The organism is Paenibacillus hunanensis, from assembly GCF_034055775.1.
In the GTDB taxonomy this organism is placed as follows: domain Bacteria; phylum Bacillota; class Bacilli; order Paenibacillales; family Paenibacillaceae; genus Saccharibacillus; species Saccharibacillus hunanensis.
The window spans coordinates 4,680,850-4,706,962 of record NZ_CP139194.1; the positions used below are offsets into that span (position 1 = coordinate 4,680,850).

Here is a 26,113-nt window from a genome sequence, read left to right on the forward strand (position 1 = left end):
TGATATCTTTATGCGCATGGTATTTCGCTGGTTTGGTGAGCAAAATGATACAGTAACTCTGGAACAGATTCGTCAGATTCCAGGTGTGGAGGGCATTGTCTGGGCGCTCCACGATATTCCTGTCGGTGAAGTATGGCCACAGGAACGCATACGCGAGCTACAAACACTCGCAGAGCAGCATGGATTACATATTGAAGTCGTGGAGAGCGTGAATATTCACGAGGACATTAAGCTTGGTTTACCTTCACGCGACCGTTATATCGCTAATTACAAGCAGACGATTGAGCATCTGAGTGAAGCCGGGGTCAAGGTGATCTGCTATAATTTTATGCCGATCTTTGACTGGCTACGAACCGATCTGCACCATCCGCTACCCGATGGCTCGAATTCGTTATTTTATGAATACAGCCGCATTGAAAATATCGATCCATTCGAGCTGGTTATGCAAATCCAGTCTAACTCTGCATTGACGATGCCCGGCTGGGAGCCAGAGCGATTGGCACATCTGACCGAGCTATTTGAAGCCTATCAGGGCTTTACAGAGGAAGACCTGTGGCGTAATGTGAAGTATTTTCTGGATGAGATTATTCCGGTTGCTGAAGCGAATGGCATCCAGATGGCGATTCACCCGGATGATCCGCCATGGTCGATCTTCGGATTGCCACGTATTATTCGCAATCAGGACAATATTCGCCGCTTCCTCAGCCTGTCGGATAGTCCAGCACACGGCATCACCCTGTGTACTGGCTCGCTCGGTGCTAATCCGGACAATGATATTATCGGGATGGTGCATGAATTTGCGGATCGGATTCCGTTTACCCATATTCGCAATGTGAAGGTCGAGCCGAATGGTGATTTCCAGGAAACGTCGCACCGGACGCAGGATGGTAGTGTAGATATCGCTGGAATCGTGGAGGCATATCACGAGGAAGGCTTTACAGGCTATTGCCGACCGGATCATGGACGCCATCTGTGGGATGAGCAATGTCGCCCGGGCTATGGATTGTATGATCGTGCACTTGGAATTATGTATCTGTGGGGATTGTGGGATACCCATGCGCTCCGTAACTCCAAATCGCTGGCATCTGCACAGCAACATAAGGAGGATACTGTATGAACGAGCACGAACAACAACTGAGCGAACATGCACAACTACGGCCACAAGCAGCTTCGGATTCTGCCCCTCCTTCTTCTCCTGCTGCGCCAACGACGGGCAACAAGCTCGTTGACCAGACACTGCGTGAGGTTATTCGCCATGTAGAGGGTGAACAGCCGCCGACCGAAACAGAATTAAAGCCCTTACCGCTACATGATTCGCTCAGCGGCAAAGTGGTGGTGATTACAGGCGGTGCGGGTGTGCTCTGTCGTTCTATGGCATTGGAGCTGGCACGTCAGGGCTGCCGTGTGGCGATTCTCAATCGAACACTGGAAAAGGGTGAAGCCGTCGTTGCCGATATTCGGGCACAGGGTGGCGAGGCGATTGCGGTTGCCTGCGATGTAACGAAAGAGGATAGCGTGATCGTAGCGGAGACGGCAGTGACAGAGCAGCTAGGCCCGTGCGATATTCTGATCAATGGCGCAGGCGGGAATCGACCGGATGCGAATACAACGAGTGAGACGTTTAGCGAGCAGGATCTGAATGTGGAGCATATGCAGACCTTTTACGATATCGGGGTCGATGGATTCCGACAGGTGCTTGATCTGAATATGATCGGTACGCTGATTCCGACACAGATTTTCACACGTCGCATGGTGGGACGTCCCGGCGTTACCGTGATCAATATCTCATCCATGAGCGCGTATAGCCCGATGACCAAGGTGCCTGCCTACTCTGCTGCCAAGGCGGCAATCAACAATTTTACGCAATGGCTGGCGGTACATTTTGCTGAGAGTGGTATTCGGGTTAATGCGATTGCGCCGGGCTTCTTCCTCACGGAGCAAAATCATCGTCTGCTCAAACACGAGGATGGTTCACTGACAGAGCGCTCAGAGAAGATTATTGCTCATACACCAATGCGGCGCTTCGGTGTGCCGAATGATCTGCTCGGTACGCTGTTATGGCTGTCTGATGTGGATACATCCGGCTTTGTAACGGGAATTACAGTACCGGTGGATGGTGGGTTTATGGCGTATTCTGGCGTGTAAGGAGAGATTGTATTGAGGGATGTCACGACATTGCTATAGATGTAGGATGGTATAACGTAAAATATTTGCTATAGCGAGCATGTACGCCTATATATATATGTCTATGCCTATATTTAGGTCTATGTCTAAATAAAGCTTACGACTGTGTATCCTCTATCCAAACGAAATCAGTTATACGCTATGCTAAACTAAATACTAGACTAAAAAGCCTTCCGTTCGTCGGAAGGCTTTTCGCTTTTGAAAAGAGAACGTACAGTGGAGCGATCTCTTTTTCACTATGCAGTTTCGGTTATACGTGTGCGATGCATTAAAAACGATACTATTCGTTTTCTAAATCTCATCAAAGTGCGAATTTTCCCATAACTGCAACGATTCTGTATACATTAAGCCTTATTCACAACTGCCATTTCTTCCGTCTCATACGACTCGGACAGCTCCTTGCGAAACACCGACCGGCAGACATAGCCTACAATAACAGCAACCGTTGTTAATAGCCCTGCCAGCAAATACATATCCCGCATACCAAAGCGATCCGCGAACCAGCTCAGGAACAGCATCGCCAGTGCAAAGGTCAGATTGCTCAGTGCACTCAGTGCGGACATGACACTTGGCGCTTCCGCAGGCGTAAGATTTTGCTGAATCAAGGTCGAACGAATAACACCTGCTACCTGTACAGGCAGACCGGTAAGCATTAGCAAAATAAGGGCTGGAATCGGATATACATTGAGCGCAAATGCAACAGCAATCGCCACATAGATCATTAGGCTTACCAGCATGTATAGGTAAGCGTTCGTCCAGATTCGTTTACCAATCGCTACAACCAGCAGACCACCGACAATCGAGCCGATAAAAAAGCCTGCATTCATAAAGCCGAGCCAGCTTACATCCTGATGCAGTACCTGAATAACAAATGCGAGTACAAACGCACCAATCCAAGCCGCTCCCCCTAATGTATCGATATTATCGATAATCGCAATCAGACGCACACGGCGATTAGCCAACAATGCTTTCCAGCCACTGGATAGCTGATCACCATAGGAGGGCTTGCTGACTGTATTGTTCGCTTCTCCATCTACGGCTTCCGGTGCAGCTGTCAGTCCAGCACGCGCATACGGATCACGAATAAACGCGGTGAAGAACATCGCCAGAAAATAACTAACCGAGGCGATCCACATCGTCGGTAACGCGCCGATCACAGCGACGATAATACCGCCGAGTGCCCAGCCGGAGCAACGTACAATCTGATCGCTCACCGACATCAGACCGTTTGCCTTGATCAGTCCTTCACCTTCTGCCAGCCTGGGAATTAATGCGTTACGCGCTGGATCTGTCCAGCCATCCAGAAAGGACATACCGATGACTGTCAAAAATACCAGTGGAAAATAAGGGGTTGGTGCTAGCCATAAATAGCCGATCAAGCCCGTAAACACGACAAATTGTCCTAGCTGTGAGCCTAATAAAATCGCTGTGAGCGGATAACGCGCCATTACGACAGGTGCGACCAGCCCACTCACCATTTTGGACAATAAGCGAAGGAGCGGAATAAAGATCGTCGTCACCAGCGAGCCACTTGTTGTGAATACAAGCGTGATCAGGCTAAGCTGATAGACAATATCGGCTATATTGGACACCGTCTGTGTACCCCATAGCATATAAAACGATTTTCTTATCACTTGCTACATCCCTCTCTATATAAAGTAAAAGCTAGAGAACACAATAATGATGGTAAGAATAAGAAGCATGGCATAATGCTGTGTAGTATGTATCAATTAGAAATCGGGTACAGCACAATACAATCAAAGATCGATGCAGTACATGTTTATTGATTTTGTTGAAATAAAATACAGGCTGTGATGAAAAAACAGGGGCGTGATTTTCTTTTCTCACTTATCATTTTTAAGTATCGCACGTCTGCTTACAATTGTATAGCACTTACACACAAAAAAATTCAATAAAATGGAATTTATTTTTATCATTTTATACGCATATAAGATATTTATCCATATAAAAATAGCGTAATTAAGAATTATAAGAATATAAAAAAATATACAGCAGCCGATGGAGACTGCTGTATAAGTGAATGATCCATAACCTCATCGTAGATGATACGCGACCCTGAATCCGTTAATGACCTGTTATTTTTATCCGACCCAGGCAACTGTTCTTTCATTAATCCTTATATGGATCAAATTCATCCGCACCTGCCATGCACACACCAATCGGACGCAGCACATGCAGTACATCCAGTGTCTCGCGATGCGCATCCAGCACCGTTTGCAGTTTACGGTATACAAATGGGCTTTCATCGGTATCCGCACCGCGCAGCTCGACACCATAATCAGTGATCGCCTGATGCATTTGTTCTCTTGTAATGGCTCCACCAGAACGAGTTCGTGTTTTCCAATTCATTTTGCCCGCCGCCTGTGTACGGCTCATCACCCGTCCAGCTCCGTGCACAGTACTGTAGAACGATTCTACATTTTCGACGCTATCTTTGCCACGGACAATGACCGAGATATCGCCCATACTGCCGCCGATAAAGCCCAGCTGTCCTGGCGCAGAAGGTGTTGCTCCTTTACGTACAACGATCGTGTCCTGTCCAGCATGCTTCTCTTTCCAGGCAAAATTATGATGATTGTGTACGGCAAAATCTGCTTCTGCTCCAATCAATCGCAGCACCTCATCAATCACCACATCCCGGCCTGCGTACGCGTAGCGTCCAGCCAGCTTCATCGCACGGTAGTACAGCTCGCCCACCTCATCATCCAGATTCAATAGCACCGGCGGCTGATCCATATGCTCTCCTGGTGCCTTGCCAAAAAACTCTCGCCCTGCCGCCAGATTCAAAAATCCACTCGCCGTCTTATGCCCAAAGCCTCGACTTCCAAAGTGGTTCCCGATCCACAGCCGATCTGTCGCAGGCTCAACGAACAGATCGACATAGTGATTGCCACTGCCTACGGTTCCTAATTGCTGACGAGCCAGCTGCTTCAGATCATTATGCCCCTTTTGCCCGGCAACCTGCATGTATACATTCCAATCTGGATCATCAAACAATTCATGATCGACCATATACCGATTGCCCCGTCCTACGCCAAAGGCGATTGTGCTGGCGATTCGATCCATTATACTGCCGATATGCGGCATCACATCAGATGCAAGTAGATTCGTACGCACTGCCTTATTTCCACAACCGATATCGTATCCTACCCCCGACGGTGAAATTTGACCGCTGTACGCCACCACACCACCAATCGGCTGACTGTAGCCCTTATGATGATCCGCCATCAACAGCGTTTGCACGACATTGCCATGCTGCGAACACGTAATCGCCTGACTCACCGCCCCTGCATCAGGATCACCCCATATTCGTACGCCTTCAATCATTTGAAAAGCCATTGTTTTTCCTCCTTTATCGTAAACTGTCTAGCGTTATGATGAGACAGCTGAGTTCGTATGCTACTTTTAACGTGATACTAAATGCTGCGGCTGCGCTATGGTAATCGTTCTTTTGCTGCTTTGACGCATTGATTATGTTCGGTAACTAGGTGTTTTTTCGATCTTAATGTATTCTATTTTGCTGAATTGGTTTTCACATGCTTTTTATTATGATTTTGTGTATGACTTCATTGAATTATGAATGGGTATGCATCTGTTTGGATGGGAAGCTTACATCACTTACGGTAAGGAATAAGGGAACGGACTCCCGTCTCGCACAGGAATCTACGGATTAGGAATACATTGTAGATTCCCGTGCTCGGAAGCTGTAAGATATTTTGCTTCGCAAAAATCACTTCCTATTGAACCTCGTGTTAGGAAATCGCTAACACGGCAAGTCCATCCTTTTCCCTTATTTCCTTCCCTCCGTTCCGTGGTACTCGCATCAGATGTGCTTTTGATTTTGATGTAATATCTACTTCCTAACTATAGAGCTAGCTATACTAAGTCGTTAATCATACCAACTAACTTTTTATATGAAGCTATAGATCAAGCTGCTTCTTAAAACTCAGAAAATTAAATGCATCATAATATCCAGTTAAGATATTTTTATCTTCTATATAGATCAACTAGCGTAATGAATCTATTATTTAAACGACTACATTATACCTATCTGAATGCTTCAATCACTACCCCAGCACAAGCATCACTGACTCTATATACAGCGTGCACTATAAAATAATTGCAGTAGACCTTCAACCGCATACATACAGTCCTACCATCACACCACTATAAAATCCTCAAATGACCTTCGCACATAGCTTATTACAAAATCCTAAAAATGCCAGAGTAGCACAGCATACTCGGAACGAAGGCAACTAATGATAACCAACCTTTCATCCAATCACAGAACGGAAGGCAGAGAACGATGCCAAAAGACCGACCTTTAAGCCGGGATACGTCCGCTTTTCCCCATTCCAAGTATCCCGGCTTAACCGGAGGTCGTTGGCATGTTCTCTGCCTGGAGTGGTGGTTGCGACAGATCTATCAGTGCTCTTCGCGTCCAGAGTGGCTGGTGCAACAGGCATGCCAGTATGCTCACCGTTCAGAGGTTGATGCAACAAACAAACCAGTACGCTCACTATCCAGAGCGGCTAGCGCAACAGGCACACCAGCTTGCTCAACCTACAAGAGTAGCGATTGCCAAAAGCATATCCCCACGTCATTTGCATCATCATCTACAGCCGCGGATCAACCGCATCTGCTTCCAGTGCAAGTGCAGCCAGTACACACTCGTGCATACGCTCTAACGGCTCCTTGCGGACGAAGCGGTCGATCGATTCTATGCCCAGTGCAAATTCCATCAGTGCATGGCGTTCTTTTTTGCGAGTTTTGCGCTGCTTGAGACGCTTGAGGTTGTCGGGGTGCAAATAATCCATACCATAAATGATGTGTAAATATTTGCGTCCGCGTACTTTGATCGCTGGCTGGACTAATCTGCCGCTAGCGTGCATAGTCATATATTCCGGCTTGATGACCAGCCCCTCGTGTCCTTCCTCGGTAATGCTTGTCCACCAATCGATCAGCCGCTGCTCATCCTCACTATCCTCATCCAGCTCGACTACCTTATATTCGGTTTCCATCAGCAGATCAGAGCAAGCGGCAAGCTCCTTCGCATGCTCCATATGCCATACATGCTCATGCTCGGTGAAGGCATGATTTTGATGAGCCAAAATGTGGAATGGTGCGATGCGAATGCCTTCCATACCATCGGTATCCCAGCAATAAGCCTGAAACGCTTCGGCAAAGACATTTGCATTTTGTAGCAACTCTGTCCATTCGCCAACCCATTCCTGTACCGGTCGACCGTTCGCTTCGGCAGTCTGCAATGTATCCAGAATCGTCTGCCGATCATGCAGGGCAGCTTCAGCTACATGGGCATACTGGGATGCGATCAGCTCGCGTGCCTTCAGGTTCCACGGTACAATCTCGGCATCGAGCAGTACCATATCCGTCTGATAGCGATCAAAATAGCCTGCCTGCTCCAGATCACTGCGTAAGCGCTCCAATATCTCGCGCTCTAGCTGTGGCTGGAAAAAGGCGCGTCCGGTACGTGTATAGATACTGCCCTGTAATGGACGGCCAATATACGGAAGTGCAGCCTGTTCATTGCGGAATAGCAGCACAATCGCACGGCTTCCCATATGCTTTTTCTCAGCCACCAGTCGCTTCACATTACGCGAACGATAATATTCTACAGCCTCAGCCGGATGCTCCAGATAATCTGGCAATGCCGACACATGAGGTGGTGCCATCGTTGGTGGAATATAGACCAGTTCCTCCAGCGGCACCGTGTAATGGGATGTCGTATCAATCGCTGCTTTAACAAACTCGGCACGTACGCCAATCTCTCCATAGCTATCTGTCAGCACGCTATAGCCCTGGATAAACTGTCCCAGATCCGGTGCAGCAAAGCGGCGCTTACGCAGGCGAATGAGCGGGCTATCTGGATCAGCGGCATAATCCTGCTTCGCTTCTACCGAGACGAAGCTTTGCTCTGGATAACGATAGGCTGTCAATTGTCCGCCAAATACAGCGCCCTGATCGATGTTGATCGTGCGATTCGCAATTGTAGGTTGCAGACGTGGATCATGCCCCCAGACGATTAGCTCACCCGATTGATGCTCGTTAAACCAATCCGTACGTATCGGCTTATCCGAATGCTGACCTGCCACCGTTTCACCATAACGACAATAATCCGAAATGCGGTTCGACTGCTTCCCGATATGATGATCGCGAATACCCGCATGCGTGACGACCACACAACGCACACCATTTTTCGTGAAAATGAGATGGGATGGTGCAGCAAGCAGCATATCGCGGAACTCACCCTTTAGCTGCTCCACTGCTTCTTTTCCATGCTCCTGCTCGTATTGCTGCAATTCAGCGACAAACAGCTCATCACCATGCGTCATATTCACCTGACGACCTTGCAGATAGCGCGCGACCTTCCAGCCGTGATTGCTATCCACCATCAGCCCCTGCCCTGCGGCAAGCTGTCGTTGCCAGAAGCGCATCGTATCGATTGAACGCGGCCCCCGGCTCATCACATCGCCAGCCGAGACGAGCATACGACCGTCAGCATGATGGTAAATTCCAGCTTCATCCGGTACATACCCAAGCTGCCCGATCAGCTCCAGCATCTCCTCATAACAGCCGTGAATATCGCCGATCACATCAATGCCTGCGCCAATCTCATGCAGTAATGGATGTGGCAAACGTACCATTTGCAGTGTCGCCAGCTGGTGCGGACGAAGAATATGCACCTGCTGGAAACCCTCTTTTTTCAGTCGATGGATTTCACTACGGAAATTCCGATAATGCTGCTTGATTCGGTCACGTCCGCGCGGGTGCTTCCGGTCACGATCGCGCTCCAGCAATATTTTTTCCGGTACATCGAGCGCAATGATCAGCACAGGTACATGTAAACGACGCCCCATCTCTACATACTTGGTTCGATCTGCTTCATGGATATGGGTCGCATCGATCCATGTCATCTGGTTCAGGCGGCAACGTGCCTGCACGACCTCATCCATAATGTGGAATGCACGATCGGAGATCAGATGGTATTGCTGATACAATACCTCACTCTCATCGCGTGACGGGCGGCGCCAGTCCAGATGCTCCAGTCCACTCACCATCTCACGAAAACGGTCAGAGGATACGACTTCATCCGGCTGTAAAATCCCCTGCTCGATCTGCTGCTGTAGCCATGTCGTTTTGCCACTATTGGAGGCGCCCATCAGCAGTACGATCGCCCCTACAGGCAGCTCCAGTACAGGTGCTTCATCCGAAGTGAATGTACGAGACTGCTGTTGCGACTCATTAGCTGTATACGTATCGCGACCGCCACCTGAGCGCTTGGTATGTCCATCATCCAGCTTTGCTTGCTGGTTTTTAGCATCGACGCTCATATCGTTTTGCGCTGACATTTCATGGTCTCTCTGTTGCTGGTCACTCATCCTTTATCCCCTCCTATTCTTTGGAAAATTGCCATTTGCGTAGGCTGTCCATATTCATCTGAACGCTCGCCGATCCCTTCAAAGGTCACCTGGTATCCACCATATTCACTCCACTGCTGGCAAAATGTCTGGAATTCCGCACGCGTCCATTCAAAACGGTGATCCGCATGCCGCATCCGCTGTTCGTCCAGCTCATAGATAGCGTTATATTCACGGTTTGGTGTGGTCATAATGAGCGTTTGCGGCTGGTAATCATTGAATAGTGTGCGCATTACCATCGGCAATCTCGCTTCATTAATATGCTCGATTACCTCGCACAGAATCATCACATCATGCCGACTCCAGCGCTCATCCCGGTAAAAGAGTGAGCCCGTCGCCAGCTGGGGCACGACATTCGCCCCCTTTTCCTCCATTGCTGCAAAACGATCCAGCGCCCGTACGCCTGCATAAGCAGACGGCTCAACCGCCCATACCTGTTCCACGCCTGCAATCGAAGCCAGTCGTTCAGACAGCTTGCCTTCTCCTGCACCAAAATCGACTACGCTGCGGTGGGATTGAAGCTCCCCCACACAAGCGACAATCGCTTCATAACGGAGCTCATTCAGTCGCGGTGCTTTAGCCGTTTTCTGGGCTAGCTCGGAAGCTGCTGTCGCTTCTGCTTCCGCTACTTCTTCTGATTCCACTATAATTTCTACTTTGTCCATTTCATTGATCGAGCCATCGAGCAGATCCGAAGATGAGGTTTCCGTTTCATTCATCGCTTGCTCTGCTGTCCCATTATCCAGCTGCGAATCGGCATCCTCGTCCGTTGCACGCAAAAAACGACCACGCGTATCAAAATTATGCGCCACTTCTTCCGGTAACCCTTGACGATATAGGCGCAAAAGCGGAGCGAATCGCAGTGAGCGGCGAGCGATAAACGCATGCTGTGGGTGCTCCCGTAGCCAGCCCTCACCATAGCGATGCAGTTTTTCAATCTCTTCCTCGCCAATGTAATAATGCTTGTAATCGTCCAGTACGGGCATCAGTACGAATAACTGACGTAACAGCTGCTGTAATGTCGTCCTACCTGTTAAATGAACGGCCCGAATCGTGCTGCGCTCCTTTAGCTTAAAGGAATACGATGTCTCTGGACGCTCCAGTCGAACTTCATACCCAAGCGATGTGAACAACAACGTCATGACATCATCCGGCAAATTGGAAGCGACCGGGCCAAAGCTGACCTCCAGCGGAAAAGGGTGCTGCACCCATTCGGTGTAGTCTGCCTTAGGCTTACCATTGAGCGCAGTTCCGAGTGCAGACCGAAGATACGAGCAAAACAGACTGCTCACTGCAAATTCGCGATCGTTAATATACTGTGTAATGTCATAGCTATCTGGCGTACCTTTCACCAGCTCGACAGGATCAGGTGTTACGAACAGCAGCACCTCCAGCTCCTGCTCTGTGAATACCGGATATACGATACGCACACGCGCGCCTTTTTCATCGCGGTCATAAAGGTTATGCGGATTTTTCGCAAGTAAATGCGAGATCATGCCGGCATCCTGTCCGACTGATCGAATTTTTAAGTACATGATTACTGCCTCCTTTGATAGGGTGTGGCTATAGGTTTGGACTTGCTTGGTTGGATCTTATGTGCGAGTAGTTGCCTGTGCTATTGCTGTGTAGTCAACAGACATTTGATTACGTTAGTGCTTTTAGTGCTTTTAGTGCTTTTAGTGCTTTTAGTGCTTTTAGTGCTTTTAGTGCTTTTAACATGTTCTATGCTTCAATCTGCTTCGACTTGCTTCGTACTTCTTCCTTCTACACTACTACTTCCCCTGGACGATGGCGAATATCGTTGCGACACAACCCATTTTATATACAAAAAAGGCCGCAGACTTTTCAGTCCACGGCCGGTTTGCCTTGCAATCTTCCTGCTCATACTGTCCATTCACTTCCTTGCGAGCATGTCGCCTGAAAGTGTACACAGTAAGCTAAGATAAATTGTTCGGTTGTATGTATCTTCGATATGCAGAGTTTACAGCTTATCTAGCGTCTGTATCAGGCTACGCACAGGAAGGCGTGCAAGCTCCGAACAGGCGAGAAAGCAAGGTTGTATGCCACTGCGAAGATCCGGGTGGAGTGATCAGTCAGTTCAATCTGTATCGTATTGCTATTATGCTGGAATTGTTCTGATTCCTCGGGACGAGGATTATATTCGTTACGACTCAGCTCACTTAGCAATGTGAATGCCTGCAAATACAGATTGATGTTCATCATCTCTTCCGGACCTCCTTTTCTCACGAAGTGTAATGTATACGTAGTGGTCAGCGTCTGCTGCCCTCGAATAGTCAACATCATAAACTGCCTTTCCGTTTTCTGTCAACCGCGAATTTGCTGTAGTGCATGCTCCACTGTGCCCTTTAAATTAGCACAGCAGATTGCTTCTGCTTCTGCTTCTGCTTCTGCTTCTGCTTCTGCTTCTGCTTCTGCTTCTGCTTCTGCTTCTGCTTCTATCGCAAATTATACACCAGTAGTGCCAGTGCAAACATCACGAGCGATAGCACCAGACACCACATCGCCCAGCGCATGCGCTGTTTTTTGCGAATACGTCGTTCCTGTGCAGCTGTCTCATCCACATCGCTAACATAGCCGCCCATCCACGAACTACTCAAAAACACCGCGCCTGCCATCGCGATCAATCCCGCCCACACCAAACCATTTACCATATCGCTCTATTCCCCTTTTACCATTCCAAATGTAGTGATACTTCCATTTTAACAGCTATATAGAGCATAATTATACAAATGCACCATATTCACTCTACAGCGCTCAGTATTAACTCCTCACATGCGCCCTGCTCTTGCATCAGATGGAGCCCTATCCCGATACTTCTTAAACGTACGGCTAAAATAAGAAATATCGTTATATCCCGCCGCCATCGCGACTTCCGATACTGTCATCCCCGTATTGAGCAGCAAATATTCCGCCCGATTAATCCGCACCTGATTCACATATTCGGTTACCGTGCGCCCAGTTAATTCGCGGAATACACGGCTAAAATGAAATCGACTCAAGCCTGCCAGCTCTGCCAGCTGCTCAATCGTCATTTCCTCCGCATAATGCTGCTCAATATGCTGTAGAATCGGTGTAAAGCGCTCCACATTACGCATCCGATTTTCCGTATGTCGCCAATCGGACAGATCATCGACATAGCCCCGTACGAGTAAAGCAAGCAGTCGATACATGAGCGATTTCACCGCTAATTCATGACCGATTCGGCGATCGCGAAATTCATCGATAATGTCCTCCATACAGCGCTGTAGCCCGGTATCTCCACGAATATAGCTATGGAAAATCAATCGATTTTGCGTCATCGGAGTGATAAAGCGTGTCTCTACCGCATCCTGTGAAGGACTTTGCAGCGACTGCAAATCCACGATCAGCGCATAATACACCAGCTCACTCGACAGGCTAATGCCCTGATGCAGATCATGACTATTCAGCACGATCAGATCGCCTGCCTGCACATGAATCGGCTTCGCATTACACTCGATCATCGCCTCTCCACTCTCCACATATAGAAACTCCATATGCCGATGCCAGTGATGCGGAAATAACACCTGTCCATACTCACGCGATCCACAAAAGTTCACCTTGATCGGAAACGAAGGATCGGGCATACTCATCGGCTCTTGCAGATTAACAGGCCAATTCATGGCTGGAACCTCCTTCGCAAAGAAATCTCCTCCCCTCACTATACCCCATTCTCACTTCGTATACAGCCGTCCAGACGAAAAACGCTCTCAAAATAGCACAATTGTACAAATAAACCGCACGTCCATTCATGCTCCAGCAAGGCAAACGATTATATAATCCGGGTAATTACACAGCTACATATTCAGCCATATGAATAGGAGAGTCGATCATGACAAAGACGATTGGAATTGGTGTGATTGGGACTGGCAGTATTTCGGAGTTTCATCTAGGCCCCTATGCAAGACATGAGGGTGTAACAATTCGTGGCGTATGCGATCAGAATCTGGAGCGTGCACAGACCGTTGCGGCAAGCTATGAAGGGGCGCAGGCTTACAGTGATTATCACGAGCTGCTCGCCGATCCAGAGATCGATGCGGTCAGTATATGTACATGGAATAATACGCATGCGGAGATTAGCATTGCTGCACTACGAGCAGGCAAGCATGTACTCGTTGAAAAGCCGTTATGTCGTACGATGGAGGAAGCAGAGCAGATTGCTGCCGCTGTAAAAGAGACAGGCAAGCTGCTGATGGTCGGCTTTGTACGTCGATATGATAACAATGCCCAGCTGCTCAAGCATTTTAGCGATCAGGGCGATTTTGGAGATATTTATTATGCAAAAGCTTCCTATATTCGGCGCTTTGGTAATCCGGGCGGCTGGTTTAGCGATATTGAACGTTCAGGCGGCGGCCCGCTGATCGATATCGGTGTGCATGTTATTGATCTGTGCTGGTACCTGATGGGCAGACCGGAGCCATTATCCGTGAGCGGCAATACGTATTATGAGCTGGGCAATCGTGCACATATCCAGCATCTGTCCCACTACAAAGCAGCCGACTACGATGCCACCAAGAACGATGTCGAGGACATGGCAAATGTGATGATCCGCTTTAAAAATGGCGCCTCCCTGCTCGTCGACGTGAGCTTTAGCCTGCACGCGCGTGAAAATGAGGGCATGATTAAGCTGTATGGCAGTAAGGGCGGCTTTGAGGTCGATCCAGCGCTATCGATTACAACGGAAAAATATAATACCGTGCTCAATGTGCAGCCGCAGGTCGATCATCCTAGCTTTCAGTTTGCGACAGCATTTGATAACGAGATTCGTCATTTTATCGAATGTGTGCGTACAGGCAGTCAGCCGATCAGTCCGGTGGAGGATGGTGTACAGATGATGCGGATGCTAACAGGCATCTATGAATCGGCGCGACTTCGTCGGGAGGTGATTCTGTGAAGCTTGGACTGAGTACGTATAGTCTGCATGGCAAGCTTGCGTCTGGTGAGATGACTGTCCCTGATGTGATCGACTATGCCGCAGAGCATGGCGCGGAGCATGTGGAGATTGTACCGCTTAGCTACAATTTGACCGAGCAGCCTGAGCTACTGGAGCAGATTGTCGAACGTGCCCATACACGCGGGATTGAGCTATCCAATTATGCGATTGGTGCTAATTTTCTGAGCGAGGATGAACAGCAGGTGGAGCAGGAGATTCAGCGTGTGCTGAGTGAGGTTGAGATTGCGGCTGAGCTTGGGGTGAAGCTGATGCGCCATGATGTAGCCTCCTCACCGGATGTATCGATCGCCAATTTCAATCGACATCTGGAATCACTCGCTTCTGCCTGTCGACGTATTGCCGATCATGCGGCAGGCTATGGCATCACTACCAGTGTGGAAAATCACGGCTATCTTATTCAGCATGCCGATCGTGTGCAGGCGCTCATTCAGGCGGTGGATCGCCCTAATTATAAAACTACCCTTGATGTGGGAAACTTCGTCTGTGCAGATGAGAATCCACTAGCTGCGGTGCAGAAAAATCTACCTTATGCTTCCATGGTGCATATTAAAGACTTCTATATTCGTCCTGCGCATCGCAATCCGGGTGCAGGCTGGTTTACAAGCACAAGCGGCATGTATTTGCGCGGTGCAATTATCGGTCATGGCGATCTGGATATGTGGGAAATCCTGCGCCTGATCAAGTCGTCTGGCTATGATGGGTATCTGTCCGTTGAATTTGAAGGGATGGAGGATGGTGTGAGCGGAGCCGCAATCGGGCTGGATAATGTACGCCGAATCTGGGATGCCGTGTGACGAATGTCTTTCGACCAAATGAATGTTTACCGAATGGATATTTAATGAAGATACGACTATTTATGTATACACCAAGCCTTATTTTTATATAGCAGATCATTCATTAGACTAGCTTCATCATTTCATTCTGGAGACGAGTATAAGATAACGTAATATGGTCAAACCAACTATTTCTGCAATCGATAAAATCTTATTTAGAGAACATCTACTATTATATATCAAAATATATATCGAAAGGATGTGGCTTTATGGCAGGACTGGGCAAGATCGGCGTTATTGCTGATGCGTTCAAGCTGGATTTGCGTGATAATCTCAGAAAAGCACAGGAGGTTGGCGCAGACGGCGTACAAATCTGGGCAACCGAGGGTGCAATGGACCCGGACAATCTGAATAACGAGCAACGGCGCGAGTTAAAGTCGTTTATTCAGGAACTTGGTCTTGAAGTATCCGCATTGTGCGCAGATTATGGTGGTCATGGCTTTCGGAAGGAAGCGGACAATCTCTGGAAGATCGAAAAATCCAAAAAAGTAATGACCCTTGCACTGGAGCTAGGTAGCCCGATCGTCACCACACATATCGGTGTAATTCCCGAGCAGACGAGTGATCCGGAATATGCGATCATGCAAAGAGCGTGCAACGAGCTCGCTTCCTTCGCTTCGGATATGGGCGGTTATTTTGCCATCGAGACAGGGCCAGAGCCAGCAGAACGCTTGAAAATATTCCTCGATTCGCTCGATAACAAAGGGGTCGCTGTCAATTTTGATCCGGCTAATATGGTGATGGTCACTGGCGATGATCCTGTACAGGGTGTTCATACACTCCGTGACTATATTGTGCATACGCATGTGAAGGACGGGATTCGTACTGCGGAGGTCAATCCGTATGATGTATATGGCGATCTGAGCCATGAGCAGATTACTGCGTTCGAGGATGGCAGTATCGGCTTTCGCGAGGTGGCATTAGGAGAAGGTCAGGTCGATTTTGCTGCTTATTTTGAAGCATTGCAGGCGATTGGCTACACAGGCTATCTAACGATTGAGCGTGAGGTAGGCAATCAGCCAGAGCAGGATATTCGCCAGGCTGTGGAGTTTATCAGTCGATTTAAGGCGAAATAAAGCTACAGAGCTTCATCGAAAATTCAATATTTCATTAGTATGGAGGCTCTATTCGTATTTGATTATTATATAAACTCTATTCGATGAGAGTACTACCAGAAAATAAATGCAAGCACTACCACGCCGTTCGATGGATTTAAGATAACTGAGTTAAAGGAAGCAAGCTTACGTATGAAGCTAGCATCTAGCATCTAGTTATGAAAGCAACGGAACTAGACGATCAAGAGCCAGAACGCACATAGGTGCATACTGGCTCTTTTTTATGACCCATCAGAAACCGATAACGGCTCGCAGTTCCCCATACAACCCAACACATATGTACAGCGCAATTCCCCAGATCAATACCGCAGAGCTACGATTCAGCCATCGGAACCATTGCCCGCTCTGATCCAATCGCCCAATCGTCATGCCTGCTACCGCTAATATGACAAACCACAGCCACGATACGATAATACAGGTCAACGTAAAGGCCCACCGCTCCCCATCCTCATAGCGCAGCGAGTTCGTACCGATCACGCCAATCGTATCGAGCAGTGCATGTGGATTAAGCAGCGATACAGACAAAGCAAAACCGATTTGCCGTCTGGCATTCATAGGAGCTGTTACCATCCCACCAGAGCCTTCCTTTCCCTCTATCTGTTTATTCGGCTCTACTATAGACGGATGGGACGAGGATACAGCAGCACTTTTCCATGTCACCCAGCCCATATAGATTAGAAACAACACACCTGCACCCATCAGCACCAGCTTCACACCCGGTAAACCAAGGACAATAACCGAGACGCCCCCAACAGCCACACTAATTAACAGCGTATCGCATAATCCAGCGGTAATGACAACAGGAAGCACAGCACGCCAGCTACGCTGTACCATCCCCTGCTGAAAAATAAATACATTCTGCACACCTAGCGGCAGTATTAATCCCAATGCTAATATAAAAGCATGTATAATCACACCAGCCATATGGATCTCCCCCTTTTACATAAAGCCCATTGTATCAATGCCTGTACCCTCATCCAACAGCCAAATAAAATGTCTGTATCCCAGCCAAATGTTCTTTTCTTATAGGAAAATCGAATTATTCCTTTCATCATGATCTATATACAGCCGCTTAATGAGCTAGCTATTGCTCCTGCTCCTGCTCCTGCTCCTGCTCCTGCTCCTGCTCCTGCTCCTGCTCCTGCTCCTGCTCCTGCTCTCCAAGTATGAGTACTCTCTCTTTCCATTATCTACATTTAAATCTCTATAGCTGCTCTTCTATATGCAGGCATAGCATCTGGTCATCTTCACTTAAAGTAAGCTTCCTTCAAACCATACTGCGATGCACATAGTTCTAAATGCTTCGTCTGCACATTAGGATTCACACGGTACTCCCTGCACTTACATCTCACTGTCTTCCACATACACCTGTTATACTGAAATGTATCATGCAGTGCATCGTTTATCGTAAGGAGGAAGCTATCATGAACAGGTCTAATCGCTCCTGGCTGTTAGAGCGCGATGGAACGATCCCGCTTTATCGCCAGATTGAGCAGCAGCTACGGCAACGTATTAGTAACGGCGAATGGCCTGTAGGTACACGCCTGCCTTCACAGCGTAAGCTAGCAGAACAGCTCGGTGTGAATCGCAGCACGATCACTCAGGCGCTGGATGAGCTTGCTTCGTGGGGAATGGTCGAGGGCAATAAGGGCGGCGGGACACGAGTGGTCAATAACACATGGAATCGTCTGGCAGCAGCTACGATTGATTGGGACAGCTATGTGGAGTCTGGAGCTCATCAGCCGAATTTACCAGCGATTCGCCAAATCAATGAGGCGGAATATGATTCAAGCATCATCCGTACCGGGACGGGAGAGCCGGGGCCTGACCTGCTGCCAACGGAACGTGTACGCCGCATTCTAGCCGATACAAGTGATGAGCCTTTTCTTGGCTATGAGGAGCCGAAGGGCAGCCTTCGCTTACGAGAGCAAATCGTTCAGTATGCCGAACGGCAAGGCATTTCATGCAGCCCTGAATCGATTTTGATCGTTTCTGGTGCGCTTCAGGCGTTACAGCTGATTGCGGTTGGGCTGCTCCAGCGACCGTCGTGTATTGTAGCGGAGACGCCTTCATATATTCAGTCTGTACGCGTATTCCAGTCAGCTGGTATTGGCGTACATGCTGTGCAGATGGATGAGCACGGCATACAGATCAATCACCTGCAACAGCAGATTGCCGAACACCAGCCCGGTCTGCTGTATACGATTCCGACGTTTCATAATCCGACTGGAACGATCCTGTCCAGCGAGCGCCGAGCAGAATTGCTGGAGCTCTCCAGCAGCCTGTCTCTACCTTTAATTGAGGATGATGTGTATCGAGAGCTATGGCTCGATGAAGAGCCGCCTCCACCGCTCAAGTCACAGGATCGACAGGGCAATATTTTGTATCTGGGCAGTTTATCAAAAATGATGTCGCCGGGGATTCGTGTCGGCTGGATCATTGCACCAGTTCCAGTGATCGACCGACTTGCCGATATTAAAATGCAAACCGATTACGGCTCCAGCGGCCTATCCCAGTATGTCGCTGCACGCTGGCTGGCAGATGGTCATCAGGAGCAGCACCAGACATGGGTACGTCAGCAGCTTCGCACAAGACGAGCCCGCTTACTGGCTGCATTGGAGCAGTATTTTGGCGATATCGCGCAGTGGAATGCGCCAGCAGGCGGCTTTTATATCTGGCTCAGCCTACCGACGAACGTGAATGTCCATCGCCTGTTTACGCTGGCGTTACGTGAGCAGATTTTGATTCATCCGGGTTATATGTATGATCGGCAGGCATCTCACCACATCCGTTTGTCGTATTCCTATGCAGACATGAAGCAGCTGGAGCAGAGCATTTATCGATTGCGTCAGCTCGTTAAGCAATGTATGAATACGTAACCGCTTGTTATCGTTGAGCCGATTCGATGCCGCCAAGCCTATAGGCGTGCATGATGCATCTTACAGCCAGTCACTTGAGCATTGGATCGATGAGCGATTATATTATGTCTGGTGACTATATTTACTATAAATACAGCATGTACGCCTATTCTTATTCAATAAGCGTACACCTATTTATTTGCTGTAATATCGTTTGAATCATTAGGCAAAAAGAGCTTTAATAGTATATAAGGAGCTTAGTATTTGCGAAGTTATGAAGTTATATTATATTGCAGATCATGCTTCAAGATTCATTAAAAAGGGGGCGAAATCGCCTGTGAAAAAATGGTCGTATCTGCTCATTCTACTGGGCATTGCTGTTTTGCTCTATCCCAAGGCATCCGAATGGTATGCCGACTGGCAGCAGGAGCGTTTGCTGGCACAGGCAGAGCAAGGTGAAGTCGCTGGCTCAAGCGCTCAAAATAATAATTTAAAAAATGAATATTCTCTCGTAAATGCTCTACTAAATGAGGGGGCTGCTGCCGATAATAATAATAGTGCTGATTCCGCGCTTACTGCGGCAGCTCAAGGCGACATCATCGGCATCATTACGATTCCTGTGATTGATGTAAAATTGCCTATCGTGGAAGGCGCAACGCGTGATAATATGCGCAGCGCTGCCGTACACATTTCGGAGACGAATCAGCTAGGAGCTATTGGTAACTTTGCTGTTGCTGCTCACCGGGCTCACAAGTATGGACGACTGTTTAATCGTCTTAATGAGCTGAAGCTTGGAGATACGATTCAGATTGAGGCACAGGGTCGCTCCTACACCTATACTGTCGATAAGATTCACATTGTTGAACCTACCGATGTATCGGTGTTAAACGCAAATGGCAAGGAGCAAGAATTAACGCTTGTCACCTGTGATCCACTCATTAATCCTACTCATCGACTGATCGTTCATGCTCATCGAACCGATCGTCAAAGTTAATTCATTTAACAAGGCTAAAAGTGTTATTCATTTCGCGTATTTTAGCGAATAAAGATTGAGATTTCGGCAAAAAGTGCTATGATTAGATTGTGGTTACTCAGTAACTTTTTACGGGTGCTACAAGTCTTCATTTCTCTGTTACTTGATATCGTGTACCTGGTACACATTCGCATAGCTTGAACGATTAGATCAAAGCTTTTGCACGATAATGGCAAACCTGTTGAAAAGCAGGGACGCAAAGCTAAAGGGCCTTACTCATTTACCGAGTTGGCAGCCAGCTACCGAATGGATAAGCTTTTTTTGTATTCTATTAATTCCAAATTTTATAAAACTTGTACGATAATGGCAAACCTGTTGAAAAACAGGGACGCAAAGCTAAAGGGCCTTACTCGCTTACCGAGTTGGCAGCCAGCTACCGAAAGGAGTTTTAATCATGAAAAAATTGGTAATTGCTTGCTCGCTTGCTACATCGTTCCTGTTCGGTGCTATCAGCCCTGCATTTGCAGCTGAAACGACAAATTCCGAATGGCTGGACGCTTCGAATATCGACAATGGCTATATCGCCGTTAACTATACTCCTGCATCGGCTGCACGCACAAAAGTGATGATCGCAAAAAGCGGTACAACGTACACTTACGATCTGAACACAGTAAGTGCAGCATCGAACTTCCCTTTACAGCTGGGTGACGGAACATATGAAGTTACACTGCTGGAAAACACATCGGGTAACAATTATCGCAAAGTAAGCTCGGATTCGCTGGATGTTACACTGAGCAACCCTAACAGCGTATACCTGGCTTCGACTCAAAACATCAACTGGAAAAACAGCCCAGCTGTTATCGCTAAAGCACGTGAGCTGACTGCTAACGCAACAACAGACACAGCTAAAGCACAAGCGATCTATGATTACATCACTTCGAAAGTAAAATACGATTATGCACTGGCAGCTGCACTGCCAGCAGTATACATCCCAAGCCCTGCTCAAACACTGACTTCGAACAAAGGCATCTGCTACGACTACGCATCGCTGAATGCAGCAATGCTGCGTAGCGTAGGAATTCCAGCGAAGCTGGACATGGGTACTTCGACTAAAGTCAAAGAATACCATGCATGGAACGAAGTATTCCTGAATGGCAAATGGGTAGTTGTAGACACCACTGTAGATGCATCGATGAAACAAGGCGGTAAAAAAACAACACTGACTACAGATGCTAGCCAGTACACAGCAGCAAAAGTATACTAATTCATTCGACTCACGTCTTCGTATACACAGCTTCATAGCTCAAACAAACGGCGTACTGCTTAAAGCGGTACGCCGTTTGTTTGAGATTTGTTTGATATATTCGGTGCATCGAGACATTACATGAATTGCACGAATAGATTGAGGTTCTGTATTTAAGTTCTATATTTAGGTTCTATATTTAGGTTTTGTATCTATGTTCTATATTCAAGCTCATTGTATAGCTTCTTTATTCGCATTTCATTCAGATTTATTTACTATATGAATTTCGATATGTAGCTTTTTTCTCTACATTCTATACCGAGTCTTTAAGTAGGATTCAGCTTCTCTGCTGCTTTATGACTATCAGTAACTCTGACATCTTCATCTTCAACCAACCAAACAAGCGCGCTAGACTCAGGCATATACTTGAGTCCAGCGCGCTTGTAGTTTTAATATTTTTTAATTTGTCATTTTTTCCTTCTACTTATATCCTTCTGTTTATAGACTTTGACACTTCCTGATGTTACATAAGCCATTATACCTCTGGATAATCATTACTCTTTTTGCCACGTGGATCGGAATAGACATCGTCTTCCTCTGGTTTAGGCTTGTTCAGCTCGCCACCCATGGCTTTGAGAAAATGTAGTCCGAATGTCAGCGTTGTACGCACATCTGGATCACGCATCATTTTCAGCAATGCCAGCATTCCAGGTGGCTCTTTATCGATATGATCGCCATATTGACGATTCGTTGGATCGATCTCGCTGATTTGGCCGAGACTGCTGCCCAGCGCATTGATCAGGCGATTCATTTCCAGCGGATCAATACTGCCGAACATTTCGACCATTGTGAGTACATTTTTAATAAGCGGCGGCAGATTGAGCGCATTAATCAGCTTGACGCCATGCAGTCCCAACTCGGTACGATTTTCCAGTGCGGCGCTTGTAATATCGAGTATCCCGGCATCGTTCAGCTCCTTCACAATACCGATCGTCTTAATAATCGCTTCTTTATTACTGGCAATCGCATCGATCACCTGACTGAGCGACTCTGCCTGAATTTCCGCTGCTGTAGGCTCGTGACGTTCAATTCGGTTAATGGCTCTGGCCATGCTGGGCACGCTCCTTCCGTATGGTATCCGCAATCGGTTCATAATCGTCGCGCTTCCACTTATCTTCTACACGTACGCTAATCTGTGGATGCCGCTGGGCAAAGCGATGATTCACCTGTGGCAATGGAGATACACCGCGATCCTCCAGCACTTCCATCCGCACATTAATCTCCTTGTAGCTTGGTGTGTGCGTGACTTTATCGGTATGGCTACTGGTCAGGCGATTCACGGCTTCGCTTGCATGCTGCGTATTCATCGGCAGATATAGCTCTTTGCCACGTACACGATCCGTGACAACCACCGACAGCTTCACCGCTCCGAATGGCGATACGAGACGCACCTTCGCTCCTGTCTCGATTCCACGCTCGGCCGCTAGCTCTGGCGATACTTCCAGCCAGGTAGATGGCACCTTATGACGAATATTTTCCGATTGATACGTCATATTGCCTTCATGGAAATGCTCCAGCAAGCGTCCATTGTTCAGATGAAGATCATATTCTGCTTCAGGCTCAAATGGCAATGTCCAATCCACTGGATACAGACGAGCCTTACCATCCGGGAAGGCAAAGCCATCGGTGTACAATAGCTCGGTGCTGCTACCATCTGGCTTCACTGGCCATACCTGACTGCTCCAGCCTTCCAGACGCTCATAGCTTACGCCAGCGAACATAGGAGCAAGGCTTGCTGCTTCGTCCATAATCTCGGATGGATGACGATAATTCCAGTTTGCACCCAGCGCATTCGCCACATCCTGAATGATGCGCCAGTCGGGACGCGAATCACCCAATGGCTCCAATGCCTGATGGAAACGCTGAATACGGCGCTCGGTATTCGTAAACGTACCATCCTTCTCCAAACTTGGTGAAGCAGGCAGAACCACATCGGCAAATTGAGCAGTACGAGAGAAGAAAATATCCTGTACGACGAAGAAGTCCAGCTTGGCGAACATCTCTTCTACAAAATTAGAATTCGAATCGACAAATGCCATTTCCTCACCAAACAGATACATCCCTTTGATACGACCATCCTCAATCGCATCGACCATCTGATGATTATCCAGTCCCGGTTGATCGGGCAGCTTTACGCCCCATGCCTGCTCATAACGAGAACGCACTGCATCATCGCTCACCTTTTCATAACCAGGGAAGAAGTTTGGCATCGTACCAAAATCACAGGCACCCTGTACGTTATTATGACCACGCAGCGGATACGCACCTGTACCTGGACGGGCAAAATTGCCTGTTGTCAGCAGCAGATTACAGATCGCTGTCGATGTATCTGTGCCGCCACGATGCTGTGTAACGCCCATCGCCCACAAAATACAAGTACTGCCTGATTGGTGGATCATTTCTGCGGTACGAATCAGCTCCTCACGTGACAGACCGGAATTCTCTTCCGCATATTCCAGCGTGTACGGAGCGAGGGATTCGCGGTAAGCATCAAAGCCTTGCACATGCTGATCCAGGAACTCGCGATTTTCCCAGCCTTGATCGATAATATACTTTGTTACTGCCGACAGCCATACCAGATCAGAGCTTGGCTTCGGATGCAAATGCAGATCAGCACGCTCCGCCATTTCATTTTTACGAATATCCGATACGATCAGCTTTTGACCATGCAGCTTGTGCGCGCGTTTTACACGCGTAGCCAGTACTGGATGGGACTCTGCTGGATTCGCACCCACGATCAATACAAGCTCAGCCTGCTGAATATCCTTAATCGTACCGGAATCGCCGCCCAAACCGACCGTACGCATCAGACCGGATGTAGCGGGAGACTGACAGTAACGTGAGCAGTTGTCCACATTGTTCGTTCCCATAATGGAACGAGCGAACTTTTGGAAAATATAGTTTTCCTCATTCGAGCATTTAGACGATGCGATATAAGCAAGGGCATCGGAGCCATGCTGATCACGAATACCGCCCAGCTTTTCAGCGATAAGTGACAGGGCTTCATCCCACGAAGACTCAACGAAGCGGTCACCCTGACGAATAAGCGGCTTAGTCAGGCGCTCCTCGCTATTCACGAAGTCCCAGCCCCATTTTCCTTTAATGCAGGTAGAAACGCCATTCACCGGTGCATCTACAGATGGCTCGATTTTCAGAATATCGCGCCCCTTCGTCCACACCTCAAAGCTACAGCCTACGCCGCAATATGTGCAGACGGTTTTCGTTTTTTCAATGCGAGACTTGCGCATCGAGGCTTCCATCTCGGACACCTGAAAAATACTGGAATAGCCCGGCTCCACTTCCTTGGTCAGATCGATTAGCGGCTCCATCAGTCGGCTATCGATATCGGTAATAAAGCCCGCTTCGCCAATCATCGATGTCTCCATTAATGCATTACAAGGGCAAACCGTTACACAATGCCCGCAGGAGACGCAGGAGGATTGATCGATCGGTACATCATTATCCCAGACGACACGTGGCTGCTCACGACTCCAATCGATCGATAACGTTTCATTTACTTGCAAATCCTGACACGCCTCTACGCAGCGACCGCACAAAATACACTGATCTGGATCATAGCGGTAAAAGGGATTGGTATTGTCGATTTCATAAGGCTTATTGCGAAACGGATAGCTCTGGTGCTCAATACCAAGCCGCTCGGTCGTATTATGTACGACACAGTTTCCGTTGTTATTATCGCAAACCGTACAGTACAGCTCATGATTGCGCAAAATACGGGACATCGATTCCTGCTGTGCATCCTTAACCAGATTCGTCTGCGTGGATACACGCATGCCCTGCTTCACCTCGGTGCTACATCCACGCACGAGCTCACCATCCACCTCGACCATACAGGTATCACAGGTGTTGATGGGGCCAAGCTGCTCGTTATAACAGATTTGCGGAATATACAGCTCAGGTACTGCATTAACAGCCTGCACAATTGTCATACCGGGATGCGCTACTACAGATCGTCCATCTACCTCAATCGTCCATGTCTCATTCGTGTCCATTTTCATTGTGCTTGGCTCACCTCTACTCTACAAAATAAAGTTCCATCGTTCCTACTCCACTCTATCTGTCCCCATCGTGTACACCTGGTCTACTAAAGGCGATGTTATACGATTTCCTGTCTGTAGCTGAACTGTCGTGACGTATCTAGCTCAGCAGCTATAGTTAAGCCATAGCTATGAACTGTACTATTGGAAGCTATATGCGAATGTAATGAAGGCTATAGTCGTACTGTTCATTGTGTGCGTTCGCATGAGCAAGCAGACAATTTAGCTTCTAAACTTATAGCATCCAAGCTAGCGTGACGAAGACAGCGTTTTGACATCTATTACCCCGTTTGTGCAAAAGTATGCAGCAACTCGTATAAGAATGTTATTAATGTA

Annotated in this window: 18 protein-coding genes and 2 riboswitches; of the genes, 8 read left to right on the plus strand and 10 right to left on the minus strand. The window is 47.9% G+C overall.

The window, feature by feature from the left end:
- Positions 1-10: 10 nt before the first annotated feature.
- Both uxuA and SK066_RS18945 read left to right on the plus strand, forming a co-directional pair.
- Complete coding sequence (uxuA, locus tag SK066_RS18940; protein WP_320542643.1) at positions 11-1,117, plus strand: mannonate dehydratase; 1,107 nt, start codon at positions 11-13, stop codon at positions 1,115-1,117.
- Entirely contained in the window at positions 1,114-2,145 is a 1,032-nt protein-coding gene (locus SK066_RS18945) for an SDR family oxidoreductase (RefSeq protein WP_320542644.1), read from the plus strand. Before uxuA ends, SK066_RS18945 begins: the two co-directional genes overlap by 4 nt.
- A gap of 383 nt (positions 2,146-2,528) precedes the next feature.
- Here SK066_RS18945 and SK066_RS18950 read toward each other — a convergent pair whose 3' ends face one another.
- From SK066_RS18950 to SK066_RS18980, 7 genes are all read right to left on the minus strand, one after another.
- Positions 2,529-3,818, minus strand: a complete 1,290-nt coding sequence (locus SK066_RS18950; protein WP_320542645.1) for an MFS transporter — start codon at positions 3,816-3,818, stop codon at positions 2,529-2,531.
- 496 nt (positions 3,819-4,314) lie between these two features.
- Positions 4,315-5,544, minus strand: coding sequence for an RtcB family protein (locus tag SK066_RS18955; RefSeq protein WP_320542646.1), 1,230 nt, complete (start codon positions 5,542-5,544; stop codon positions 4,315-4,317).
- 1,277 nt (positions 5,545-6,821) lie between these two features.
- The gene (locus SK066_RS18960) at positions 6,822-9,605 is read right to left on the minus strand and encodes a polynucleotide kinase-phosphatase (RefSeq protein WP_320542647.1); all 2,784 of its coding nucleotides are present in this window, start codon (positions 9,603-9,605) and stop codon (positions 6,822-6,824) included.
- Positions 9,602-11,179 (minus strand): methyltransferase domain-containing protein, encoded by a 1,578-nt coding sequence (locus SK066_RS18965; RefSeq protein ID WP_320542648.1) that lies wholly within the window; start codon positions 11,177-11,179, stop codon positions 9,602-9,604. Before SK066_RS18965 ends, SK066_RS18960 begins: the two co-directional genes overlap by 4 nt.
- 469 nt (positions 11,180-11,648) lie before the next feature.
- The gene (locus tag SK066_RS18970; RefSeq protein WP_320542649.1) at positions 11,649-11,867 is read right to left on the minus strand and encodes a hypothetical protein; all 219 of its coding nucleotides are present in this window, start codon (positions 11,865-11,867) and stop codon (positions 11,649-11,651) included.
- Positions 11,868-12,100: 233 nt separating this feature from the next.
- On the minus strand, positions 12,101-12,316 hold the full coding sequence (locus SK066_RS18975; protein ID WP_320542650.1) for a hypothetical protein: 216 nt from the start codon (positions 12,314-12,316) through the stop codon (positions 12,101-12,103).
- Between the two features lie 117 nt (positions 12,317-12,433).
- On the minus strand, positions 12,434-13,306 hold the full coding sequence (locus SK066_RS18980) for an AraC family transcriptional regulator (RefSeq protein WP_320542651.1): 873 nt from the start codon (positions 13,304-13,306) through the stop codon (positions 12,434-12,436).
- A gap of 209 nt (positions 13,307-13,515) precedes the next feature.
- On the opposite strand from SK066_RS18980, the gene SK066_RS18985 reads away from it, so the two are divergent.
- The 3 genes from SK066_RS18985 to SK066_RS18995 all read left to right on the plus strand — a co-directional run bounded on the left by SK066_RS18985 (position 13,516) and on the right by SK066_RS18995 (position 16,546).
- On the plus strand, positions 13,516-14,577 hold the full coding sequence (locus SK066_RS18985) for a Gfo/Idh/MocA family protein (RefSeq protein WP_250343005.1): 1,062 nt from the start codon (positions 13,516-13,518) through the stop codon (positions 14,575-14,577).
- Positions 14,574-15,431 (plus strand): sugar phosphate isomerase/epimerase family protein, encoded by an 858-nt coding sequence (locus SK066_RS18990; protein WP_320542652.1) that lies wholly within the window; start codon positions 14,574-14,576, stop codon positions 15,429-15,431. Before SK066_RS18985 ends, SK066_RS18990 begins: the two co-directional genes overlap by 4 nt.
- 248 nt (positions 15,432-15,679) lie before the next feature.
- Positions 15,680-16,546 carry a sugar phosphate isomerase/epimerase family protein gene (locus SK066_RS18995; RefSeq protein WP_320542653.1) on the plus strand — a complete coding sequence of 289 codons (867 nt, stop codon included), beginning with the start codon at positions 15,680-15,682 and terminating at the stop codon, positions 16,544-16,546.
- 270 nt (positions 16,547-16,816) lie between these two features.
- On the opposite strand, the gene SK066_RS19000 is transcribed toward SK066_RS18995, so the two are convergent.
- Entirely contained in the window at positions 16,817-17,509 is a 693-nt protein-coding gene (locus tag SK066_RS19000) for a LysE/ArgO family amino acid transporter (RefSeq protein ID WP_320542654.1), read from the minus strand.
- A 500-nt stretch (positions 17,510-18,009) separates the two neighbouring features.
- Between SK066_RS19000 and pdxR the strand changes: the two genes are divergently transcribed.
- The 3 genes from pdxR to SK066_RS19015 all read left to right on the plus strand — a co-directional run bounded on the left by pdxR (position 18,010) and on the right by SK066_RS19015 (position 21,680).
- Positions 18,010-19,464, plus strand: coding sequence for a MocR-like pyridoxine biosynthesis transcription factor PdxR (pdxR, locus tag SK066_RS19005; protein WP_320542655.1), 1,455 nt, complete (start codon positions 18,010-18,012; stop codon positions 19,462-19,464).
- 316 nt (positions 19,465-19,780) lie between these two features.
- Positions 19,781-20,437: a class D sortase gene (locus SK066_RS19010; protein ID WP_320542656.1), complete on the plus strand. Its 657-nt coding sequence runs from the start codon at positions 19,781-19,783 to the stop codon at positions 20,435-20,437.
- Between the two features lie 200 nt (positions 20,438-20,637).
- A riboswitch (cyclic di-GMP riboswitch) is annotated at positions 20,638-20,723 on the plus strand.
- A 48-nt stretch (positions 20,724-20,771) separates the two neighbouring features.
- Positions 20,772-20,857, plus strand: a riboswitch (cyclic di-GMP riboswitch).
- Positions 20,858-20,870: 13 nt separating this feature from the next.
- Positions 20,871-21,680 (plus strand): transglutaminase-like domain-containing protein, encoded by an 810-nt coding sequence (locus SK066_RS19015; protein ID WP_188778456.1) that lies wholly within the window; start codon positions 20,871-20,873, stop codon positions 21,678-21,680.
- Between the two features lie 514 nt (positions 21,681-22,194).
- Here SK066_RS19015 and SK066_RS19020 read toward each other — a convergent pair.
- Positions 22,195-22,770 carry a helical membrane plugin domain-containing protein gene (locus tag SK066_RS19020; RefSeq protein WP_250343010.1) on the minus strand — a complete coding sequence of 192 codons (576 nt, stop codon included), beginning with the start codon at positions 22,768-22,770 and terminating at the stop codon, positions 22,195-22,197.
- Positions 22,754-25,738: a formate dehydrogenase subunit alpha gene (fdhF, locus tag SK066_RS19025; protein WP_320542657.1), complete on the minus strand. Its 2,985-nt coding sequence runs from the start codon at positions 25,736-25,738 to the stop codon at positions 22,754-22,756. The genes SK066_RS19020 and fdhF overlap by 17 nt, the downstream gene beginning before the upstream one ends.
- Positions 25,739-26,113 lie beyond the last annotated feature (375 nt).